This window comes from Roseibium sp., from assembly GCF_039982295.1.
Lineage (GTDB): Bacteria > Pseudomonadota > Alphaproteobacteria > Rhizobiales > Stappiaceae > Roseibium.
On record NZ_JBDWYP010000053.1, the window covers coordinates 108418 to 125436 of the forward strand.

At 56.0% G+C, this 17019-nt stretch carries 17 protein-coding genes; 12 read left to right on the forward strand and 5 right to left on the reverse strand.

Features of this window, described 5'->3' with window-relative positions:
- The first annotated feature begins 100 nt into the window (after positions 1-100).
- Genes iolD through iolG form a run of 5 tightly spaced genes read left to right on the forward strand, consistent with a single transcriptional unit; the run spans position 101 to position 5619 of the window.
- Entirely contained in the window at positions 101-1969 is a 1869-nt protein-coding gene (gene iolD, locus ABJZ52_RS11585) for a 3D-(3,5/4)-trihydroxycyclohexane-1,2-dione acylhydrolase (decyclizing) (protein ID WP_348188809.1), read from the forward strand.
- Positions 1969-2946, forward strand: coding sequence for a 5-dehydro-2-deoxygluconokinase (iolC, locus tag ABJZ52_RS11590; protein ID WP_348188807.1), 978 nt, complete (start codon positions 1969-1971; stop codon positions 2944-2946). Before iolD ends, iolC begins: the two co-directional genes overlap by 1 nt.
- 12 nt (positions 2947-2958) lie before the next feature.
- A complete protein-coding gene (locus ABJZ52_RS11595) occupies positions 2959-3801 on the forward strand; it encodes a 5-deoxy-glucuronate isomerase (RefSeq protein ID WP_348188805.1) in 843 nt (280 codons plus the stop codon).
- The gene (locus tag ABJZ52_RS11600; protein ID WP_348188803.1) at positions 3798-4631 is read left to right on the forward strand and encodes a class II fructose-bisphosphate aldolase; all 834 of its coding nucleotides are present in this window, start codon (positions 3798-3800) and stop codon (positions 4629-4631) included. Before ABJZ52_RS11595 ends, ABJZ52_RS11600 begins: the two co-directional genes overlap by 4 nt.
- Position 4632: 1 nt before the next feature.
- Positions 4633-5619, forward strand: a complete 987-nt coding sequence (iolG, locus tag ABJZ52_RS11605) for an inositol 2-dehydrogenase (RefSeq protein WP_348188801.1) — start codon at positions 4633-4635, stop codon at positions 5617-5619.
- An 86-nt stretch (positions 5620-5705) separates the two neighbouring features.
- Here iolG and ABJZ52_RS11610 read toward each other — a convergent pair whose 3' ends face one another.
- Together ABJZ52_RS11610 and ABJZ52_RS11615 are read right to left on the reverse strand one after the other, a co-directional pair.
- Positions 5706-6452, reverse strand: coding sequence for a class II aldolase/adducin family protein (locus ABJZ52_RS11610; protein WP_348188799.1), 747 nt, complete (start codon positions 6450-6452; stop codon positions 5706-5708).
- Positions 6449-7579 carry a TauD/TfdA family dioxygenase gene (locus tag ABJZ52_RS11615; protein WP_348188798.1) on the reverse strand — a complete coding sequence of 377 codons (1131 nt, stop codon included), beginning with the start codon at positions 7577-7579 and terminating at the stop codon, positions 6449-6451. The genes ABJZ52_RS11610 and ABJZ52_RS11615 overlap by 4 nt, the downstream gene beginning before the upstream one ends.
- A gap of 106 nt (positions 7580-7685) precedes the next feature.
- Between ABJZ52_RS11615 and ABJZ52_RS11620 the strand changes: the two genes are divergently transcribed.
- From ABJZ52_RS11620 to ABJZ52_RS11635, 4 genes are all read left to right on the forward strand, one after another.
- Positions 7686-8603, forward strand: a complete 918-nt coding sequence (locus tag ABJZ52_RS11620; protein ID WP_348188796.1) for a LysR substrate-binding domain-containing protein — start codon at positions 7686-7688, stop codon at positions 8601-8603.
- 548 nt (positions 8604-9151) lie between these two features.
- Positions 9152-9490 (forward strand): hypothetical protein, encoded by a 339-nt coding sequence (locus tag ABJZ52_RS11625; RefSeq protein ID WP_348188794.1) that lies wholly within the window; start codon positions 9152-9154, stop codon positions 9488-9490.
- A 406-nt stretch (positions 9491-9896) separates the two neighbouring features.
- A complete protein-coding gene (locus ABJZ52_RS11630) occupies positions 9897-10244 on the forward strand; it encodes a hypothetical protein (RefSeq protein ID WP_348188792.1) in 348 nt (115 codons plus the stop codon).
- 507 nt (positions 10245-10751) lie between these two features.
- On the forward strand, positions 10752-10997 hold the full coding sequence (locus ABJZ52_RS11635; RefSeq protein WP_298816123.1) for a hypothetical protein: 246 nt from the start codon (positions 10752-10754) through the stop codon (positions 10995-10997).
- 16 nt (positions 10998-11013) lie between these two features.
- Here ABJZ52_RS11635 and ABJZ52_RS11640 read toward each other — a convergent pair whose 3' ends face one another.
- Both ABJZ52_RS11640 and ABJZ52_RS11645 read right to left on the reverse strand, forming a co-directional pair.
- Complete coding sequence (locus ABJZ52_RS11640) at positions 11014-11328, reverse strand: hypothetical protein (protein ID WP_348188790.1); 315 nt, start codon at positions 11326-11328, stop codon at positions 11014-11016.
- Between the two features lie 250 nt (positions 11329-11578).
- Complete coding sequence (locus ABJZ52_RS11645; protein WP_348429653.1) at positions 11579-12355, reverse strand: hypothetical protein; 777 nt, start codon at positions 12353-12355, stop codon at positions 11579-11581.
- A gap of 153 nt (positions 12356-12508) precedes the next feature.
- On the opposite strand from ABJZ52_RS11645, the gene ABJZ52_RS11650 reads away from it, so the two are divergent.
- The gene (locus ABJZ52_RS11650; protein WP_348188786.1) at positions 12509-12781 is read left to right on the forward strand and encodes a hypothetical protein; all 273 of its coding nucleotides are present in this window, start codon (positions 12509-12511) and stop codon (positions 12779-12781) included.
- Positions 12782-12954: 173 nt separating this feature from the next.
- Here the strand turns inward: ABJZ52_RS11650 and mobC are convergent, their stop codons facing one another.
- Entirely contained in the window at positions 12955-13293 is a 339-nt protein-coding gene (gene mobC / locus ABJZ52_RS11655) for a plasmid mobilization relaxosome protein MobC (protein ID WP_348188784.1), read from the reverse strand.
- Positions 13294-13653: 360 nt separating this feature from the next.
- Between mobC and ABJZ52_RS11660 the strand changes: the two genes are divergently transcribed.
- The gene (locus ABJZ52_RS11660) at positions 13654-15093 is read left to right on the forward strand and encodes a hypothetical protein (RefSeq protein ID WP_348188782.1); all 1440 of its coding nucleotides are present in this window, start codon (positions 13654-13656) and stop codon (positions 15091-15093) included.
- Entirely contained in the window at positions 15086-16702 is a 1617-nt protein-coding gene (locus ABJZ52_RS11665; RefSeq protein ID WP_348188780.1) for a rod shape-determining protein, read from the forward strand. Before ABJZ52_RS11660 ends, ABJZ52_RS11665 begins: the two co-directional genes overlap by 8 nt.
- Positions 16703-17019 lie beyond the last annotated feature (317 nt).

Genomic DNA, 17019 nt, shown 5'->3' on the forward strand with positions numbered 1-17019 from the left:
TACGGTTTGCAACCGGTTGCAAACGTTGTATCGTGTGAATCGAAATCTCGCAAGCTGCATTCAGCAAAACAGACGAGAGTCCCACAGGGTTGGATTTGATATGACGACAACAGCTGACACCATCCGTCTAACCACGGCTCAAGCCATAATCCGTTGGCTTTCCAACCAGTTCATCGAGATCGACGGTCGGGAAATGCGTGTCTGCGGGGGCGGCTTCGGTATCTTCGGCCATGGCAATGTGACCTGCCTCGGTGAGGCGCTCTACGGGGTTCAGGACGTGCTGCCGCTTTACCGCGGCCAGAACGAGCAAGGTATGGGATTTGCTGCAGCAGGCTATGCCAAGCAATGGCTGCGTCAGCGCTTCATGTTCTGCACCGCGAGCGCGGGTCCCGGCACGGCAAACCTTCTGACAGCAGCCGGTCTTGCCCATGCCAACCGGTTGCCCATGCTGATGCTCTGCGGCGATGCGTTCCTGACGCGCCTGCCCGATCCGGTTCTGCAGCAGATGGAAAACTTCGGCGACCCGACCTTCGGCGTAAATGACGCCTTCAAGCCTGTGTCGCGCTACTGGGACCGCATCACCCATCCGGCTCAGGTCATTCAATCGCTGCCCGCTGCCCTCGCCACACTGCTGGATCCAGCCGATTGCGGCCCAGCCTTCATTGGCTTGCCGCAGGATGTCCAAGGCTGGACGTATGAGTATCCAAACGCCTTCTTCGAGAAAAAGGTCCACCGCATTCGCCGGATCAGCCCTGACGCTGAAGAAATCAAGGATGCGGTCGCGCTGCTGCAACGCGCCGAGCGGCCAATGATCATCGCCGGCGGCGGCGTGCAATACTCCAGAGCTGTTGCAGAGCTCACTGCCTTTGCCGAGAAACATCAGATCCCCGTGGTCGAGACCATCGCCGGCCGCGCCAACATGCTTGCAAACCATCCCCTCAACATCGGCCCCATCGGCGTAACCGGATCTGACAGCGCCAACGCCATCGCAGAAAGCGCAGATGTGATCCTGGCAGTCGGCACAAGACTGCAGGATTTCACGACCGGATCCTGGACCGCATTTTCCAAGGACGCCCGCTTCATCTCCATCAACGCAGCTCGTCATGACGCGGGCAAACACAGGTCCTTGCCTGTTGTCGGTGACGCCAAACTGTCGCTCCAGATCCTTGGCGCGGCGTTGGAGTATTCGACGCCCAAGGACTGGACTGCAAAGGCGCAGGAGGAGCGCAAGAATTGGGATGCCTATGTCGCCAGCAATGTTGCTCACGGCAATCGCCCCAATTCCTATGCACAGGCCATCGGTGTCGTGAACGATTTGTGTGACACGCGTGACCGGGTTGTGGCTGCTGCCGGCGGCCTGCCAGCCGAGGTGACTGCCAACTGGCGCACTCTCGATATCGGCACTGTCGATGTGGAATTCGGCTTTTCCTGCATGGGCTACGAGATCTCCGGCGCCTGGGGCGCTCGCATTGCCCAATGCGAACGCGAGCCGGATCGGGACACCATCGTCTTCATCGGCGACGGCTCCTACATGATGATGAATTCGGATCTTTATTCGTCCGTTCTCAGCCAAAAGAAACTGATTGTTCTGGTGCTGGACAACGGCGGTTTTGCCGTCATCAACAAGCTGCAAAACAACACCGGCAACGAGAGTTTCAACAATCTCCTGGCGGACTGTCCGACCATCCCGCAACCATTTTCAGTTGATTTCGAGGCCAATGCAGCCTCCCAGGGCGCGATCGCCGAAACCGTTTCGAACCCTACAGAGCTCGCAGAAGCGTTCAAACGCGCCAAGGCGAGCGATCGAAGCCATGTCATTGTGATGAAGGTGGATCCCTACGAGGGCTGGACCACGGAAGGTCACGCATGGTGGGAAGTTGGAACGCCCCACGTCACCACGAGCGAGAAGGTCCGCAAGGCCCACGTCGACTGGGAAGCCAGCCGCGACAAGCAGCGAAAGGGCGTGTGATGGCTCTTTCCGGCATTGCCAAGCGCAACTTCCTGATCATCGGCCGGGTCGGCATGGACCTGAGCCCGGAACCTGCAGGCACACGCACGCGTGAGGCAACCAGCATGATGGTTGCCATGGGCGGAAGCAGCGCCAACACCGCGGCAGGCTTGGTCAAGCTCGGTTGCAAGGCAGCTCTTGTCACCGTCGTCTCCGACGATTCCATCGGCTGGTATTGCGAGGGACAGCTCGACCACTACGGCATTGACCGCAACCATGTAAGGCGCATCAAGGGCGAAGAACGCACCTCGCTCGCCGTTTACGAGACGCGGGTCGAGGAACATCAAAGCGTCATCTATCGCAACAACGCCGCCGATTTTCAGATGTCGATCGAAGACGTCGAAGCGGTCGATTACAAAGCCTATGGTGCCTTGATCACTGCCGGCACCGTCTTTGCCGCAGAGCCCTCCCGGAGCGCAACGTTCAGAGCCTTCGAACTCGCCAGGGCAGCTGGCATCCCGATCATCTTTGACGTCGACTATCGACCCTACAGCTGGCCTTCACCCGAGATTGCCGAAGAGGTTCTCTCCCGCGCCGGAGACATGTCCGATGTCATCGTCGGCAATGACGAAGAGTTCGGCTTCATGGCGGGCGACGTGTCAAAAGGCCTCGACAAGGCGCGTACACTGGCGTCCTCCACCGCCGACATCGTCGTCTACAAGATGGGGCCGGAAGGCGCCGTGACGTTTCAGGAGGAAGAGGAAATCCGCACTGGGATCTATCCGGCAAAGGCGGTCAAACCCACCGGCGCAGGTGACAGTTTCATGGCTGGTTTTCTCGCATCCCTGGCCGGCGGACATGCGCTCAAAGAGGCGGTCCTGCGCGGTTCGGCCTGCGCCTCGATCGTCGTCGCACGTCCTGGCTGTGCGCCTGCCATGCCGACCCCGCAAGAGCTTGAGACATTTCTGGCGTCGCACCCAGGACCAACGACTTCCTGAAAGGAAAAATCCATGCACATCGCCCCGTTCGACAATAAGAACAACCCCATCGTGGAACCGGACAATGCCTTGGTTCCCCTGAACTACTTCAACATCGTCAAGTTGAAAAAAGGCGAGGCCTTCACCTATCAGGTTCCCGGCTACGAGACCTGTATCGTGCCCGCCACAGGCACAGTCGACGTGGATGTCGAGGGTGTCAGCTATTCTGCGCTTGGCAATCGAACCATTGATGTCTGGGACGGCGAACCGGAAGGCGTCTATGCGCCCGTTGGTGCGAAAGTGACCATCGTCTGCGTCAGTGATGAAACCGAGACCTTCGTCGCCGGCGCCAAATACGACAAGGTCCTGGATCCCTTTGATGTCCGCGCTGACAGCATCGATCTCGTGCAATACGGCTCGGACGACACCAAGACCCACCGCAAGATCAAACATATCCTGGGGCAGAAGCAGCATGACAAGGTTGGCCGCTTGCTGGTGAGCGAGCTCTACACCGTCGGCCAGGGCGGCTGGTCCGGCTTCCCATCCCACAAACATGATACAGACCGCCTGCCGGACGAAACCCGCCACGACGAAACGTATAACTTCCGCTTCCGTCCCAACTACGGCTCCGGCGTCCAGATGCTTCAGCGCGAGGACAACAAGCCTGGCGACGCCTACCATATCGTCGATGGCTCAACGATCTGCCTCGACAAGGGCTATCATCCCTGCGCCGTGCTACCCGGCTATGAAATGTACTATTTCACCATCCTGGGCGGCCTTAGCCAGCGCTCGCTCGTGCAGTATTTCCAGCCGACCCATGCGGCTCAGCTGGAAACCATCCCCGGCATCAAGGACATGATCGCGAAGTTCAAATGACCATTGCGACCCTGTCAGAGGTTCTCCAGCCTGCGCTCAAACAGGGCTATGCGGTCGCTGGCCTGGTGACCCTGGGCTGGGAGGACATGCGCGCCTATGTGGCTGCTGCAGAAGCCGAAAATGTGCCGGTCATCCTGCAGGCAGGACCGTCGTGCCGGGAGCATACGCCCCTGCCCGTCCTCGGTGCCATGTTCCGTCATCTGGCCGAAAACGCCTGCGTGCCAGTGGTCGCCCATCTTGATCACGGCTACACGACAGAGGAATGCCGAACCGCCATCGACAGCGGCTTCACCTCAGTCATGTTCGACGGATCACGCACACCACTGCAGCAAAACATCGATGATACCGCCGCCATCGCCGAAATGGCCCATGCGGCCGGCGTCTCCTGTGAGGGCGAGATCGGTTTTGTCGGCTATTCGGGCGGCGAAGGGTCAGCTGGAACCGATCCGGATGAAGCTGCAAAATTCGCGCGTGAAACCCGCATCGACGCCATGGCGATTTCTGTCGGCAATGTGCATCTGCAGCAGGACAAGGAAGGCGGGCTGGACGAGCCCCGCATTCACGCCATCGAGGCCGTAACCGAGGTCCCGCTGGTGATCCACGGCGGGTCCGGCGTTCCGGTTGCACAAAGACGGGCGTTGGCACGCGGCTCAAGCATCTGCAAGTTCAACATAGGCACAGAGCTGCGGATGGCCTTTGGCGCAGCGCTGCGTGAGGCCGTGAACAAGGATCCGTCCCGCTTCGATCGGGTGACGATCCTGAAAGATACCCATGACCCGGTGGTCGCAGCCACGCGCAAGGTGCTGCAGGCCTTCAAGGGAGAGAACTGACGTGTTGAAAATCGGATTGCTCGGCTGCGGCCGCATCGGACAGGTCCATGCAAGATCGGTCGGACAGATCGAGGGGGCCGTCGTCACAGCCGTGTCAGACGCATTTGACGCTCCCGCCGAAGCACTCGCGGCCAGGACCAACGCCAAGGTCATGACCAGCGAAGAGCTGATTGCCTGCGCCGACGTGGATGCCGTGGTGATCGGGACGCCAACGGACATCCACTACGACCTGATCCACCTGGCGGCGGCGGCGAGCAAGGCCATCTTCTGCGAAAAACCGGTCGACATGTCCGCTGACCGCATTCGCGACTGTATTTCGGTTGTCGAAAAGGCGGGCGTTCCCTTCATGACCGCGTTCAATCGCCGCTTTGATCCGAACTTTGCCAATGTGCAGAGACGCATCGAGCAGGGAGAAATCGGCGCGGTGGAAATTGTCACCATCCAGTCCCGCGACCCCTCCCCCCCGCCTGTCAGCTACATCAAGAGCTCGGGAGGTCTGTTTCGCGACATGATGATCCACGATCTCGACATGGCGCGCTTCCTGCTCGGCGAAGAGCCCGTCAGCGTCTATGCGGTCGGGTCGGCCCTGGTGGATCCGGAAATCGGAGAGGCTGGAGATGTGGACACGGCCGCCGTGACGCTGACGACGGCAACCGGCAAGATCTGCCAGATCTCCAATTCGCGCCGCGCCAGCTATGGCTATGACCAAAGGCTGGAGGTTCACGGATCAAAAGGCATGCTTCGCGCAGAAAACATGCTTGAGAATACCGTCGAAGTGGCAACGGACAACGGCTTCAGAAAAGCCCCCGCGCAGCATTTTTTCCTGGAGCGCTATGAGGCCGCCTACCGCGCCGAAATGATCTATTTCATTGAGCAAATCCAGGCCGGAAAAGCCCACAAGCCGAACATCACCGACGGCCTGCGCGCCCAGCTGCTGGCTGACGCGGCAACCCGATCCCTGGAAACAGGCACACCAATCCGGCTCTAGCAGCAAGAGCTAGTCTCCCCGGCCTCCGGGCCTCGATTGATACGAGGCCCGGAGGCTGGCAAGCAACTCAGTCCCGGTAGATCAACTCAGTCCCGGTAATCTGGCGCTTCCTTGTCGAGCACAGATTTCAGATACGCAAAATGCTCATCCGCCATGCCCGCGTAGGCCCGCCAGCCCTCGGCTGTGTTGGCGGCAACTTCGTCAGACATCACCGCCAGAGGCTTGCCGCTGGCGTAGGCCAGAAGCACGGTTTGCGCCGCCTTTTCAAAGAAATAGAGCTGCTCGAATGCCTGAGCCACGGTATCACCTGTGCAGGTCAGCCCGTGGTTGGCCATCAGCAGCGTCGAACACTCCCCGAGTGCCGCCGCAATATGCTCCCCTTCGCCTGCGTCATCGGCAATGCCGCCGCAGTCCGGATCGATGGCGAGATCACCGAAAAAACGGGCCGTGTTCATGTCAATCGGCGGCAGTCCCAGATCCTTTAGGGCCGCCAGTGCCGTCGCATGAGGCGGATGGCAATGCAGCACCACACGGACATCCGGCCGCTTGCGATGAAGCGTACCGTGGATGGTCCAGGCCGAGGCATCCGGGGCATCCGCTGTCTCCATGATCGAGGTGTCGTCTGCATCCAGGAACAGGAGGTCAGACGCCCGGATCGCCGCGAAATGCCGCCACTTCGGGTTCATCAGAAACTGCCGACCGTCCGCCGATACGGCAGCGCTGAAATGATTGCCGACGGACTCATGCCATCCGAACCGGGCCGTCAGCCGAAAGGCCGCAGCAAGGTCGATCCGCAAGGCCTCTATGTCCACAGTCTGGACCACATCCATCATTTAAAACGTCCCTCTGAGACCAGCCCGCGGTAGGTTCCACGCAGCTCACCGCGGTCGGTGTATGTGCCGCGAAGATAACGCTCACCGCTGGTCGCAGAATAGGCTTCCCGCCCATGAACGATCCGGTGGTTGTCGAAGGTAATGCATTCCGTTGCCTGAAGGCTGAAGCGCATGACGTATTTCTCTTCCTGCAGCATTTTGCCGAAGCATACAAAGGCAGGATAGTAGGTGTCGAACGTGCGCTGTGGCAAATCGAAGATGTCAGCCATGTGCTGACTGATGGTCACGCCGGAAACCTCGCCGTGCTGATCCAGCTCGATCACCCTCTGGTAAGAGCGCATGTCATAGCCATCATGCTCCTTGTAGAAGGGCACCTCGGTCTCGGCGAGAAGCCGGAAAGCTTCCGGATCGATCTCACGCAGATCATTGGCAACCGCCGTGCCGTCAGCAAAGAGATTGAGCCCGCCGGCCACCGAATTGGCACGGCAATGCAGGAACTGGATACCTGGCGCATATTCTTCGGCAGGAACATCCGTGTGCAGCTCCAGCGCCTTGGAAGTGAAGGCCAGGTTCGTTGGCTTGATGTGTGTGCGCACATCGAAATAGGGACCAAAGAAGGTCGGCCGTATCTGGCCGATCTGGAGCCCGGTCTGGGTCAGGGCCTCATCCGTGTCCGGCATGTCCGTGACAATGGCGACGCCTTCCACCAGAAGCGCTTCCATCCAGCGCCGGCGTTCCTCGTTGCTTTCCAGCAGCAGTGGATGAGATACGCGGCAGACATCTGGATAGTGGTCAGAGTACCAGGGCTTGCGCGGCAGGTCTGACGGATCCGGGCGACGCTCGCCATAAGCATAGGACGCAAGCATATCGAGCGGATAGCGGGACTGGTGGTCTTCGCCTTCCCAATCGACGACGAGGGACCGCTCTTCCACCTTCACTGCACTCGGTTTTGGCGCATTCCGGGAATGAAAGATGTCGAAGGTCCGCTCGCGCGTTTCCCGGTCGAAAGAACTGGGACAATTGTCGCGCAGCCAGTAGTAGTTAAAATAGGCAGGGCTGCCATCAGCCAACTGCAGGCTGAGCCCAGTGTCTTCGAGCATGACGCTGTCGATCTGCAAGCTATCCATCTGACTCGCCAAAGGGTCTGAAGTTTCTGGATGAGACTTTATGCTAACGAAAGCTCCTCGCGGAAGAACGGTTGCACTCAACAAAATATAAGCTATTGATTATTCTATGAAAGGCTCCCTTCCCCCCTTGCGACTGCTCTCCGCGTTCGCCGCAATTGCGCGCAGCGGCTCGATCCAGGTCGCAGCAGCGGAACTGAATGTAACCCAGCCCGCGATCAGCCAGGCGGTGAAGCAGCTTGAAGAACACATCGGCGTACGCCTTCTCGACCGCAGCAGGCGACCCGCAAGGCCGACTGCCGCAGGACAGACACTGGCGAGCGCCATTTCCGAAGGTCTCGGCCGCATCGAGGACGCCGTTGACTATGTCCGCCGCGCCGAACTCCAGGGCGCTCATGCGGTCACCGTTGCCTGCTCGGTTGGCGTCGCAACTTATTGGCTGATGTCGCGCCTGGCTGCCTTTTATCAGGCCCACCCGGACCTGACGGTAAATGTCATCACCACCCAGCAGGGTGCGCCGGAGCTCTCGGAAGGCATAGATTTGGCTGTGCGCTATGGTCACGGACGCTGGAGCGATGGTGTCGTCACCAAGCTGTTTGAGGAGGAAGTCGAGCCTCAATGCGCCCCTGCCCTGCGTTCGCGCTTTGAAGGTCCCGTGCCGCTTGATGACGTCTCACTCCTTCATGTCCGAACCCCGGAGGTTTCCTGGATGGGATGGGGCGATTATCTCCGCCGGGCGGCGAGCAAGGCTGGCGGCCCACCGCCTCAGACGGCTGCGAGCGGCCGAGGCCAGACGTTCACCAACTACGTTCAGGCGACCCAGGCGGCCCTCGAAGGTCATGGCGTGATGTTGGGCTGGCATTCGATCACGGGCGCACTGGTCAATTCAGGCCAGCTTGTCTCTGCAGGACATCCGAAGGTGCGCCCCTCGGATGCCTTTTTTCTCGTCTCCCGCGCCAAGCGCGGCGCCCGCCCCGCAGAGGTCTTCGCAGACTGGCTGATTGCCTCTCACGAACAACAGGGTTGAAAGAACCAGAAGTTTGACTGGCCGAATGTTGATCGGACCAACTTCGGAGCCTTCAGCAAGATCACAAGAATACGGCTCGATACGTCCAGCAGGCGCGCAGCGCGTGTGCTCCGCGGTCGTGAGACCACCGGTCTTGGGCACGCAAGCACGTCAGTTTGGCATGTGACAAGAATGGACCGTGGGAAAATGGAGGAGAGGAAGGGACTCCCGCACTTCAGCCCAAAAACCGCAGAAAACCGCCGTTTATTTTTGAACCATCAAGGTTGTGTGTACCACTCCCGTGACCCCTCGCACAGGGAAAAATCACGATTTTTTTGATGATTGTTTCGAATGCTTATCGACCAATAGCATTTCTCTGCGCGATTAGTTTTTCGTTTCCAAAGCCGAAAACAGCAGGAATTCGACGTAACGACTGCAACAGGCCGAGACAATTTTAGTCAAGAAAATTTCAAGTCTTAATGAAGTCCCTCCATGGGTGACTCTCGCCTTTGACGTCGGGTTTTTCTTACGTCAGCATTTTTCTCATCAATCAGAAGAAAGGACCGTTCATGATTGACTTTGAAAAACTGCAAACCAACCTCCCCCCGCAATCCAAAGGAGCGGCCTGGTCATTTCTCTCCAAGCAATCAATCGGAGTGGCAATTCACTTGGACGCTCCATCGGAAAAGACCATTGATGCGATCTTCAATGGCAAGGTCGAAATCAAGGTGATGAGTTTTGGTGAGTCTGGATTTTTCGCCTTGAGGTTCCCTAGTGCCGCCAGCCCCGCTGACGGCCTTATTGTACCTTTTCATATTGGCAAAGCCCCATTGCCCCTGCGCGGGTTGCCAAAGCCGGATCCAACGCATCGGCTTGTAGTTTGTCTTTTCGACGTTGCATCCGGATGACTGGGCGGAAGGATCATACAACTTCCACCCGAAACATCTGATCAGCTTGAGAAAATTGCGTTCAAGCAAAATCGCCTTTCCCGTCGCGAATCCTGGAGCAAGTCGATGCACAGTGACGACGTCGCACGCTTCGTTGATACGTATCCAACCTTCGAAAAGGTCTGGGCTGAACTCGGCTCGACAAAATAGAGGATGTACTCCAGCGCCGTGAAGTCGAGCAGTACTGCCCGCTCACGAAATTGATACGGGTTTGGTAGGACCGTCTGCCCCCGCCCCCCCCGACAACCGAATCCATTGCCGCCTCTGGGGCCATAGCCCCGGAACGGGTGAAGTGCGCCCAATCTCCAAAGAGGCGGCAACTCTCTTTCGGCAGATAGCTCTGCCCGACAACATGAGGAAACTCAATTTGACGACTTTTTCGATCTTTAAACAAAGCGCTGCGGCGGACATTTTCGGACGCCTGGGCGTCGATATCTCAGGCTGCGTCGATTGGGAGGACTACACCTCACTCATCAGCGAGACCAACCGACAGTCGCGAGATCAGGGGCCCGAAAACTGTTTTGTGGAGCGAGCCATTCGTTTCTCCGAAGTCTTGAGCACCGCTGAACGTCTCGTACTCAAGGCAGCGCTCACAGCTGCGGATTTTGCGCACGCTGCTGAAGAGATTGAATGCAGTTTTTGGAGGGACATGAACTGCCTTGATAGTAAGAACCGCCGAGCAATCGCGGCCGTTCTCATCCGGGAGGGCGCGTAATAAAAAACTACGTTACAAAGCCTGTGCGTGATTGGATGGACACTGCTTGGTATCGGAGCAATATCTGCATCCTGCCGGACGTCCTGATCGGCCGGTGGCCGGACGATATCGCCGCTCCATTTCCTTATCACACGTGGGTCGTCGAGACCTACCTAGAGGAGCAGTATCTCGAGCGCTTGCTGGAACAACCTGTCCCTTCTTGCGGTCACGCCCTGGACTTCGAAAATGGGCCTGACAGCGCGGTTTCAAAGACGAGCAAGTACTCACCAGCTGTCCCGATCTACTGTCTTTATGCACCCGCTGATGATGGATGGCCGTGGCTCGTGAACGTGCTTTGGCCTGATTGCCTAATGGCGCTGATACCAGCAACATGTACACGATCTCGGTATTCTCATGAATTTTTCGCGACACGGAAAGCAGCAGTCGAATTTCTCGAGTTTTGGTCGGGCCTCGTTCCGCAGGCCCAAATGATCAGCCTGGAACCGTCAGTCAAGGAAGAATGATCTCATGACCTCGTCGATCAAGAAATATGAGACTATTCAGATCTTGCACGATGAAAGTTGCAATGAATGTGCAGTCATTCACCGAATTGTGCACGGCCTCAACCAGCTAATCGATCTCGATAACGGTGTTACGATGGATGATGCTGAGGAGCTGGTTGAAATCGCTTGCGGGCAGTGCCTTGATAGCGTCGTGCTTGAACCCGCCAGCGAACAGTCTGAAGCCTTCCTGCACCTCGCATCGACATTCTGACTGTTGCGTCCTCCCACTAAGTTGGCGATGGCTCCGGATGCCCTTCGGTGCCGTCCCCCTCCTCGGGGTCGTCATAGTATTTCTGCCAAATATGCCGCCATATCTCGAAATACCCCTCGTCAGACTTATCGCGCGGTGAACATAGTAGTCCCAGCGGATTGTCCTCGACGATCAACACCTGGTACAGAAAGGGCTTTAGTTCTGGAGGTGAACGCCGGACGATCTCTCTCGTGGAGGGATGCTCGAGAAAGTTCGTCTTCCAGCGAGAGGCTAGGCACGCCTTTATCAAGGCCTTCATCGGTTTTGCGCTGTAGTCGTACGTCCTGGGCAACGATCTTCCTTCCTCTTTTCGCCGAAATTCTGGACCGGAATGCAGGTGCGATCCGGAAACCTGGAAGAAGCGAAACAAGAAACACCCCGAACCAAAGCGCTTGGCTTCGCTTGACGGCTCTCCTACGGCGCAAAAAACTTCGCAACAACGCTGTCCGATAAGGATCAAAGCAAGTGCGTCGACGTCGTTTTTTCCGTGTCGCTATCCAATCCATGATTTGAGTCTGCCACACCGGCGCTGCCGGCGGAAATCATGGACGAAGCGATGTCACCAACGCGCTAGGAACCAGATTTTTCTTTGCGTTCCGATTTGGAATTTGTTGTTTGGGAAAAAGCTTATGAGAACCCTCGAGCTCGCTCCGCTCGGAATCGAGACCGCCATAGCCAACGTTGGCTTTCACCTGTAAAAGTTCCGCCTTGGCTCTTTGAAGCTCCAATCGGCGCACGTCCCTCAATTTCGCTATGCGATCGAGTTCAGCAATTGCCGCTGCCTGTGTTCGTCGCCACTTTCTGGTGCGGCCGGTCAACCAGGCCCAAAAACCTCGAGGCGCTGAATCCCGCATAGTCATACGAGCAGCGCGCTCTGACTTGAGCGTACCGTAATAGGTTCTGCGACGCCGCTCTTCTGCTTGTTTAACGGCATCCCGAGCTTTTCTGAGTTCCGGCGAATTATTCAAGTTCTCAGAACGCTCTAACATCGATGACGCGCTCGGCTTCGCTTCAGGGGTTTCCAAACCGATTTGGTGCGTACCAGCATCCAAGGCACCTTCGATTTGATGCTCTACGGGCTTCTCAGAGCATTCGAATTTTGCGATCTGGGCGCTTTCGGCCTCAATTGCCTCCCTGATCGCCGCCCGCTTCACGCGCACCAGTCGGTCCAGGGCGCCGAGTTCGACACCATTTTGAACGACAATCCAGACACCCGGCTTCTTGCCCGGCAAAATCTCGTATCCCGCTTTCCGGACGCCTTCTGGCCCGTCGTTTTTCCAGGCAGCGGCGATTTCCGCACGGACTTTCGGCAAATCCACACCTTGTCGCAATGTTGCCGCTCTGGAATTGGACGTCATTGCGCTCTTCGGAAGTTCCTGACCTTGAGCACGCACGATTGCCGCGGCAACATCTGGCCGATCCTCCACAAGGTCTCTCGCCACTCGAATAGCTCTCCGGGATGGCGTCACCTCATGTCCCCAATCAACTTCAAGACTCCGGGCAACCGCTTCCAGTTTCCGGAACGAGTTGCCATCGTCGAGCGCTTTACCGTCAGGACCGACATGGCCGACGACAAGATGAAAATGAGGTGCACCGCCGCCTTTTGCGTAACGAATTTTTTCATGATGCCAGAGCACCCAAGCATGATCTTCCGCTCCGAGCGATTTGAGTGTTTCTCGAACCATCTGATGGCTTTGGATGTCGTCAATTTCTTTCTCCGGAGACAGCGTGATGTGATGCAGTGAAACGGACGCCTTCGTCCCGTTGCGCATAGCCTGCATATAATTCAGAACATCCTCGGCAGTGCTGAGCGGCACCCCACCAATGGCGACGACTTCAGCATCCTCACCTCTCATCAAATGGTTGAAGAGATTCCGGACGTCCCGAGGTTTCCTCCCGTGCCGCCGAGTCGTGATGATCATTGCTTCTCACCAGAAGCCATGACGGCCATGGTCAAAGCCTCAAGCTCACTCCGAACTGCTACAAGAATCTGACTATCAACACGTCCGCCAACATGTGCGTGTCTGGCGAGTTGATTAACGTTATTGCCAATTCGCCCCAGCTCGCCAAGCGCTTTCCCAACTGCCACGGTGCGCGCGTCCGGGCGCCGCTGCGCACTTGGCCGGGGGAAACCCAATCGTTCCACGACGGATTGTCGTGCCAGAGCACAAGGCCCGATCTGCGCAGCCTCAGCCGCTGCCTCGAGCGCCTGGCGCTCTTGCTCAGAAAGACGAATTGTCATGGTCTTCGATGCCATCGACAGCTCCGCTGTGACGTCCTCTAGGACGCCTGGGTGGGGTTCACGGGGCAGGGTTTCACCCTCCCCTGACCAGCGGTTTGAGACACGATACGTGTCACAAGCCATTGCTGGCTCACTTTCGACCTCACTTTCGACCAAAAAGGCCGGGTCATAACGATAAGCGTTCTAGATAATGCCGACCAAAGCAAATCGCCGGCCGTATTTCGGCTGACTTCATTGTTTTCCTCACCTCCAGTCTTCAGAATTTTTGCTCCAACTGTACGCGTCCGCAACGCGGTGGTAGTAACGAGACAAGATGCGTAGCTGGAAAATGGCGAGGAAGCGCTCTGACTATCGAAATCAAGGAACCAACGCTTAATGTCTGAGAATAACTCGGCTTCTAAGGTATCGATTGAGGAATTTCCGTCTCCGATCGCGGAACTCAGATCGCTTATTCGTGAGAGGAAGATCACCAAGGATCTTTTTGAAACAATTGAATTCAAACAGCTCTTGGAAAAAGTCTCCGAGTGTGCGGCGAGTGATGATCCAAGGACAGTTTGGATTTCCATTTCGACACTTGGACGAATGGCTTCAATTTCGAAACCGGCGGAACGGATTGCGGCTCCGCTGATTGCGCAAAGGCTATCAAACGCATTACCGGACGCAATTCGTTTGGGCGACGGCGAAGATCGCTACTACCTCGCGAAAAGCCTGGAGACTTCCGAAAACAAAAAGATCGTGGACCTGGCATTTAAGGAGATAGCAGAAGAGGATGTCGCTGAGACTGCCAGGCGCGTCTGGGTGAACATAGCTTCAAAAAATTGCGCAACTCTGACTGAGTTTTTGCAACGCATCAACAAAGAGCTTTCATTTATTACGCCGTGGTTGAACGATAACCCAGATGCAATTTGCCGACGAATTCGTCGAATTAGCTCAAGCCTGGAAGACGTCTTGGCAACCGCTGAGACCGACTCCGGTGAAGATATTGGCATTCAACTCAGATCTCTATATCTGAGCCACCTGCCCAATTCTGGACCTAATGATCGCGACTTACGAACTGATACATCCGAAGACTTTCTTTCGAGCTTGAAACGAATTGCGCGTCTCAATTTCGTCGCTCGCACTGACCCCGTCGTATACAGGATCGTGGACGGGATCCGCAGGTGGTGGCGTCCTGCCTCACCTCCAAAGAGCTTTGAGATCAAAGCGGAGCAAATAACTCGGTTGGGCGTCGAGTCTTTGCTCTCATTCGCAAAGCAAGGCGTAATGAATAAGCCATTGCGAGAAGCACTGACTTCCGCGTCCAACAAACAGACAGTCGAGAGAGCAGCGCGCGAATTTGCGTCCCAGTCGTTGGGCATAGAACCAGACATCGCCTATTGGTTCATAAACGGTGCGGAGCCAAGAGAAACGCGATCTATTCGAGCTGTTGACGCTATCTCAGAGACCAAACTTGACGAGTATATCGCCCACTTGTTGATTTCTTTGGAATCACCAGAGCTACAGGGAACCGAGTTAGAGCAAGCGCTAAAAGATGTTGTAGACATAATGCCCGCAGAAGGTGAAACATTAAGCGGGGCAACTAAGCGCATTTCACAGGTTGCGCAGTGGAGCAGAGCCATTGCGAGGATGAGGCGGATCGAGCTGAGTCCACTTCAAAATGAGACCGTATCCTATGACCCGAGTGTTCATGCCGGAGAAGACGACCTGAAGATTGGCATGCCGGTACGGGTATCGACGTCTGGCGCAATTAAGAAAACTCAGGGCGATATTCAAGCTGTCCTGATAAAGGCAGAGGTAGAACGTTTATATGGATAGCAACACTGCTCGACTCCTACTCCAGAGCCTCCTCGAACGTTTTAACAAATCCAACGCTGAAGTATTTTTGACTTCGATCGAGGCCGAAGCATTACGGACGATTTTAGGAGACGGAAAAGAAAATTCAGAGAGTATCGTCTCGGCGACTGAGGCTACCCCAGATACTTCCATCAAAATATCTTACACAGTTGCTTATCCAGACCCCAGCTTGATTGATGACGGTCACATTATGTGTCTGGATTTTGGTACGTCGTTCTCAAAGGCCTTCGCATGTACCGACGATGACCCAGAAGACGTCCCTGAGCTTTTTCCTCTTATTTTGGGAACCAATGAATCCGACGAACCCCAATTGCTCTTGCCATCCGAACTATTCATTGACGATGGTGTGATGTACCTTGGACGCGCGGCTCGCGCTCAATTTGATTCAGTCGAAGCTCCACAAGATCGACTGATTGATAGCCCTAAGCAATTTATCACTTTGACCCAGGACGTTGGGGCACTCCACGGTCGCAAGTTAGATGCGGCTCAAGACCCAACCAGTACTTTTTCTCAAAGAGACGCATTGGTAATTTATTTGGCCCATTTGAATCTGCTGGCGGAAAAATCACTTCAAGACCAAGGTATCAGCGTTGACTTGAAACGCCGATATGCTCATCCAGCTTGGAAGGCTGATCACTTCCAGAAAAACAGCCGAGAAATGCGCCGCATAATTGCCGAAGCGATTGCTCTCTCTCGATGCTGCGACGACGCGTTGAAAAAAAGTCTTGCGGTTGACATTGCAAAAGATCTTGTAAATCAAGCTAGGCAACTAAGTGATGACGATCTCCCGTTCTCATTGATCGGCGATCCAGTGTTGGAAGCAACTGCCGCTGGAGCAGGAGCTTTGATAGGAACTCCAAAAGGCAACAGAATTCCATATGTCATACTCGATATTGGAGCAGGCACGACGGATGTGGCGGGTTGCATTTGCGTGAATAATCCCGCCAAGAGCCGAGTAACAGTCGCTGAAGTCAGCCCGGCAGCCAATGCTATTAATCAAGCTGGGAATATAATAGACAACCTACTCTTAAAACTGATCCTAAATAAAAGCCACCTTGCTGATGGAACACAAGAATACAGGCGGGTCCAGTCTGCCTTAAAGAGAACAATCCGAAGCAATAAAGAGCTGCTCTTTACACAGGGCTCCGTAACGGTTTCGACGGTGACGGGCGACGTAGTCGACGTCGAACTTGAGGAGTTTCTTGAAGAAAAGTCCGTAAAGCTTCTTTTTAAGAAAATCACTGACCTTGTCGAGACTGCCGCCTTCTATGTTGCCGGTGACGCGAAAGAAGTTAGAGTGGCTCCTACCGGTGGCGGTGCCAACCTCCCCCTTGTTCGAAAGCTAGATGGCAGCCAGATCGAAAAAGAAGGCAAACGCTTAAAACTGACGCTAGTTGGTTCCATGCCTACAACTCTGGAAGAGGTCTATCCTCAGCTTAGCGACCCCTATCCTCAGATTGCCGTTGCCGTCGGTGGCGCTCTACCAAGCCTTCCTGTTCAGGTAAAAAGTATCGCTGAAGGTATTTCAGATCCCGGCAAGCGGTATATCGCCCCTATGTACAAATCATAGCCAACACAAGTGTGGGAAACGCGCGGGATAGCCACTCTGCCCGGTTCAGTTTAAAGAATCGGGCAGCACAGAGCTCAAATGGTCGAGTCCTTGTTCAATCAAATGCAGCAATGGGCACTTCCATTGAAAATGGATCGGTGTTCAAGCCGCTGAAGCGGCCCCAACAACATCCATCAGTGAACCGCCCCGGGTTTGCCGGAGGCTCCAACTCCTGAGTAGGATGGAGCACCATGAGCAAAACGACGAACAAGTTTTCCGCTGAAGTACGTGAACGAGCAGTCCGCCTTGTTCTGGATAATGAGAGCCAGCACGGGTCA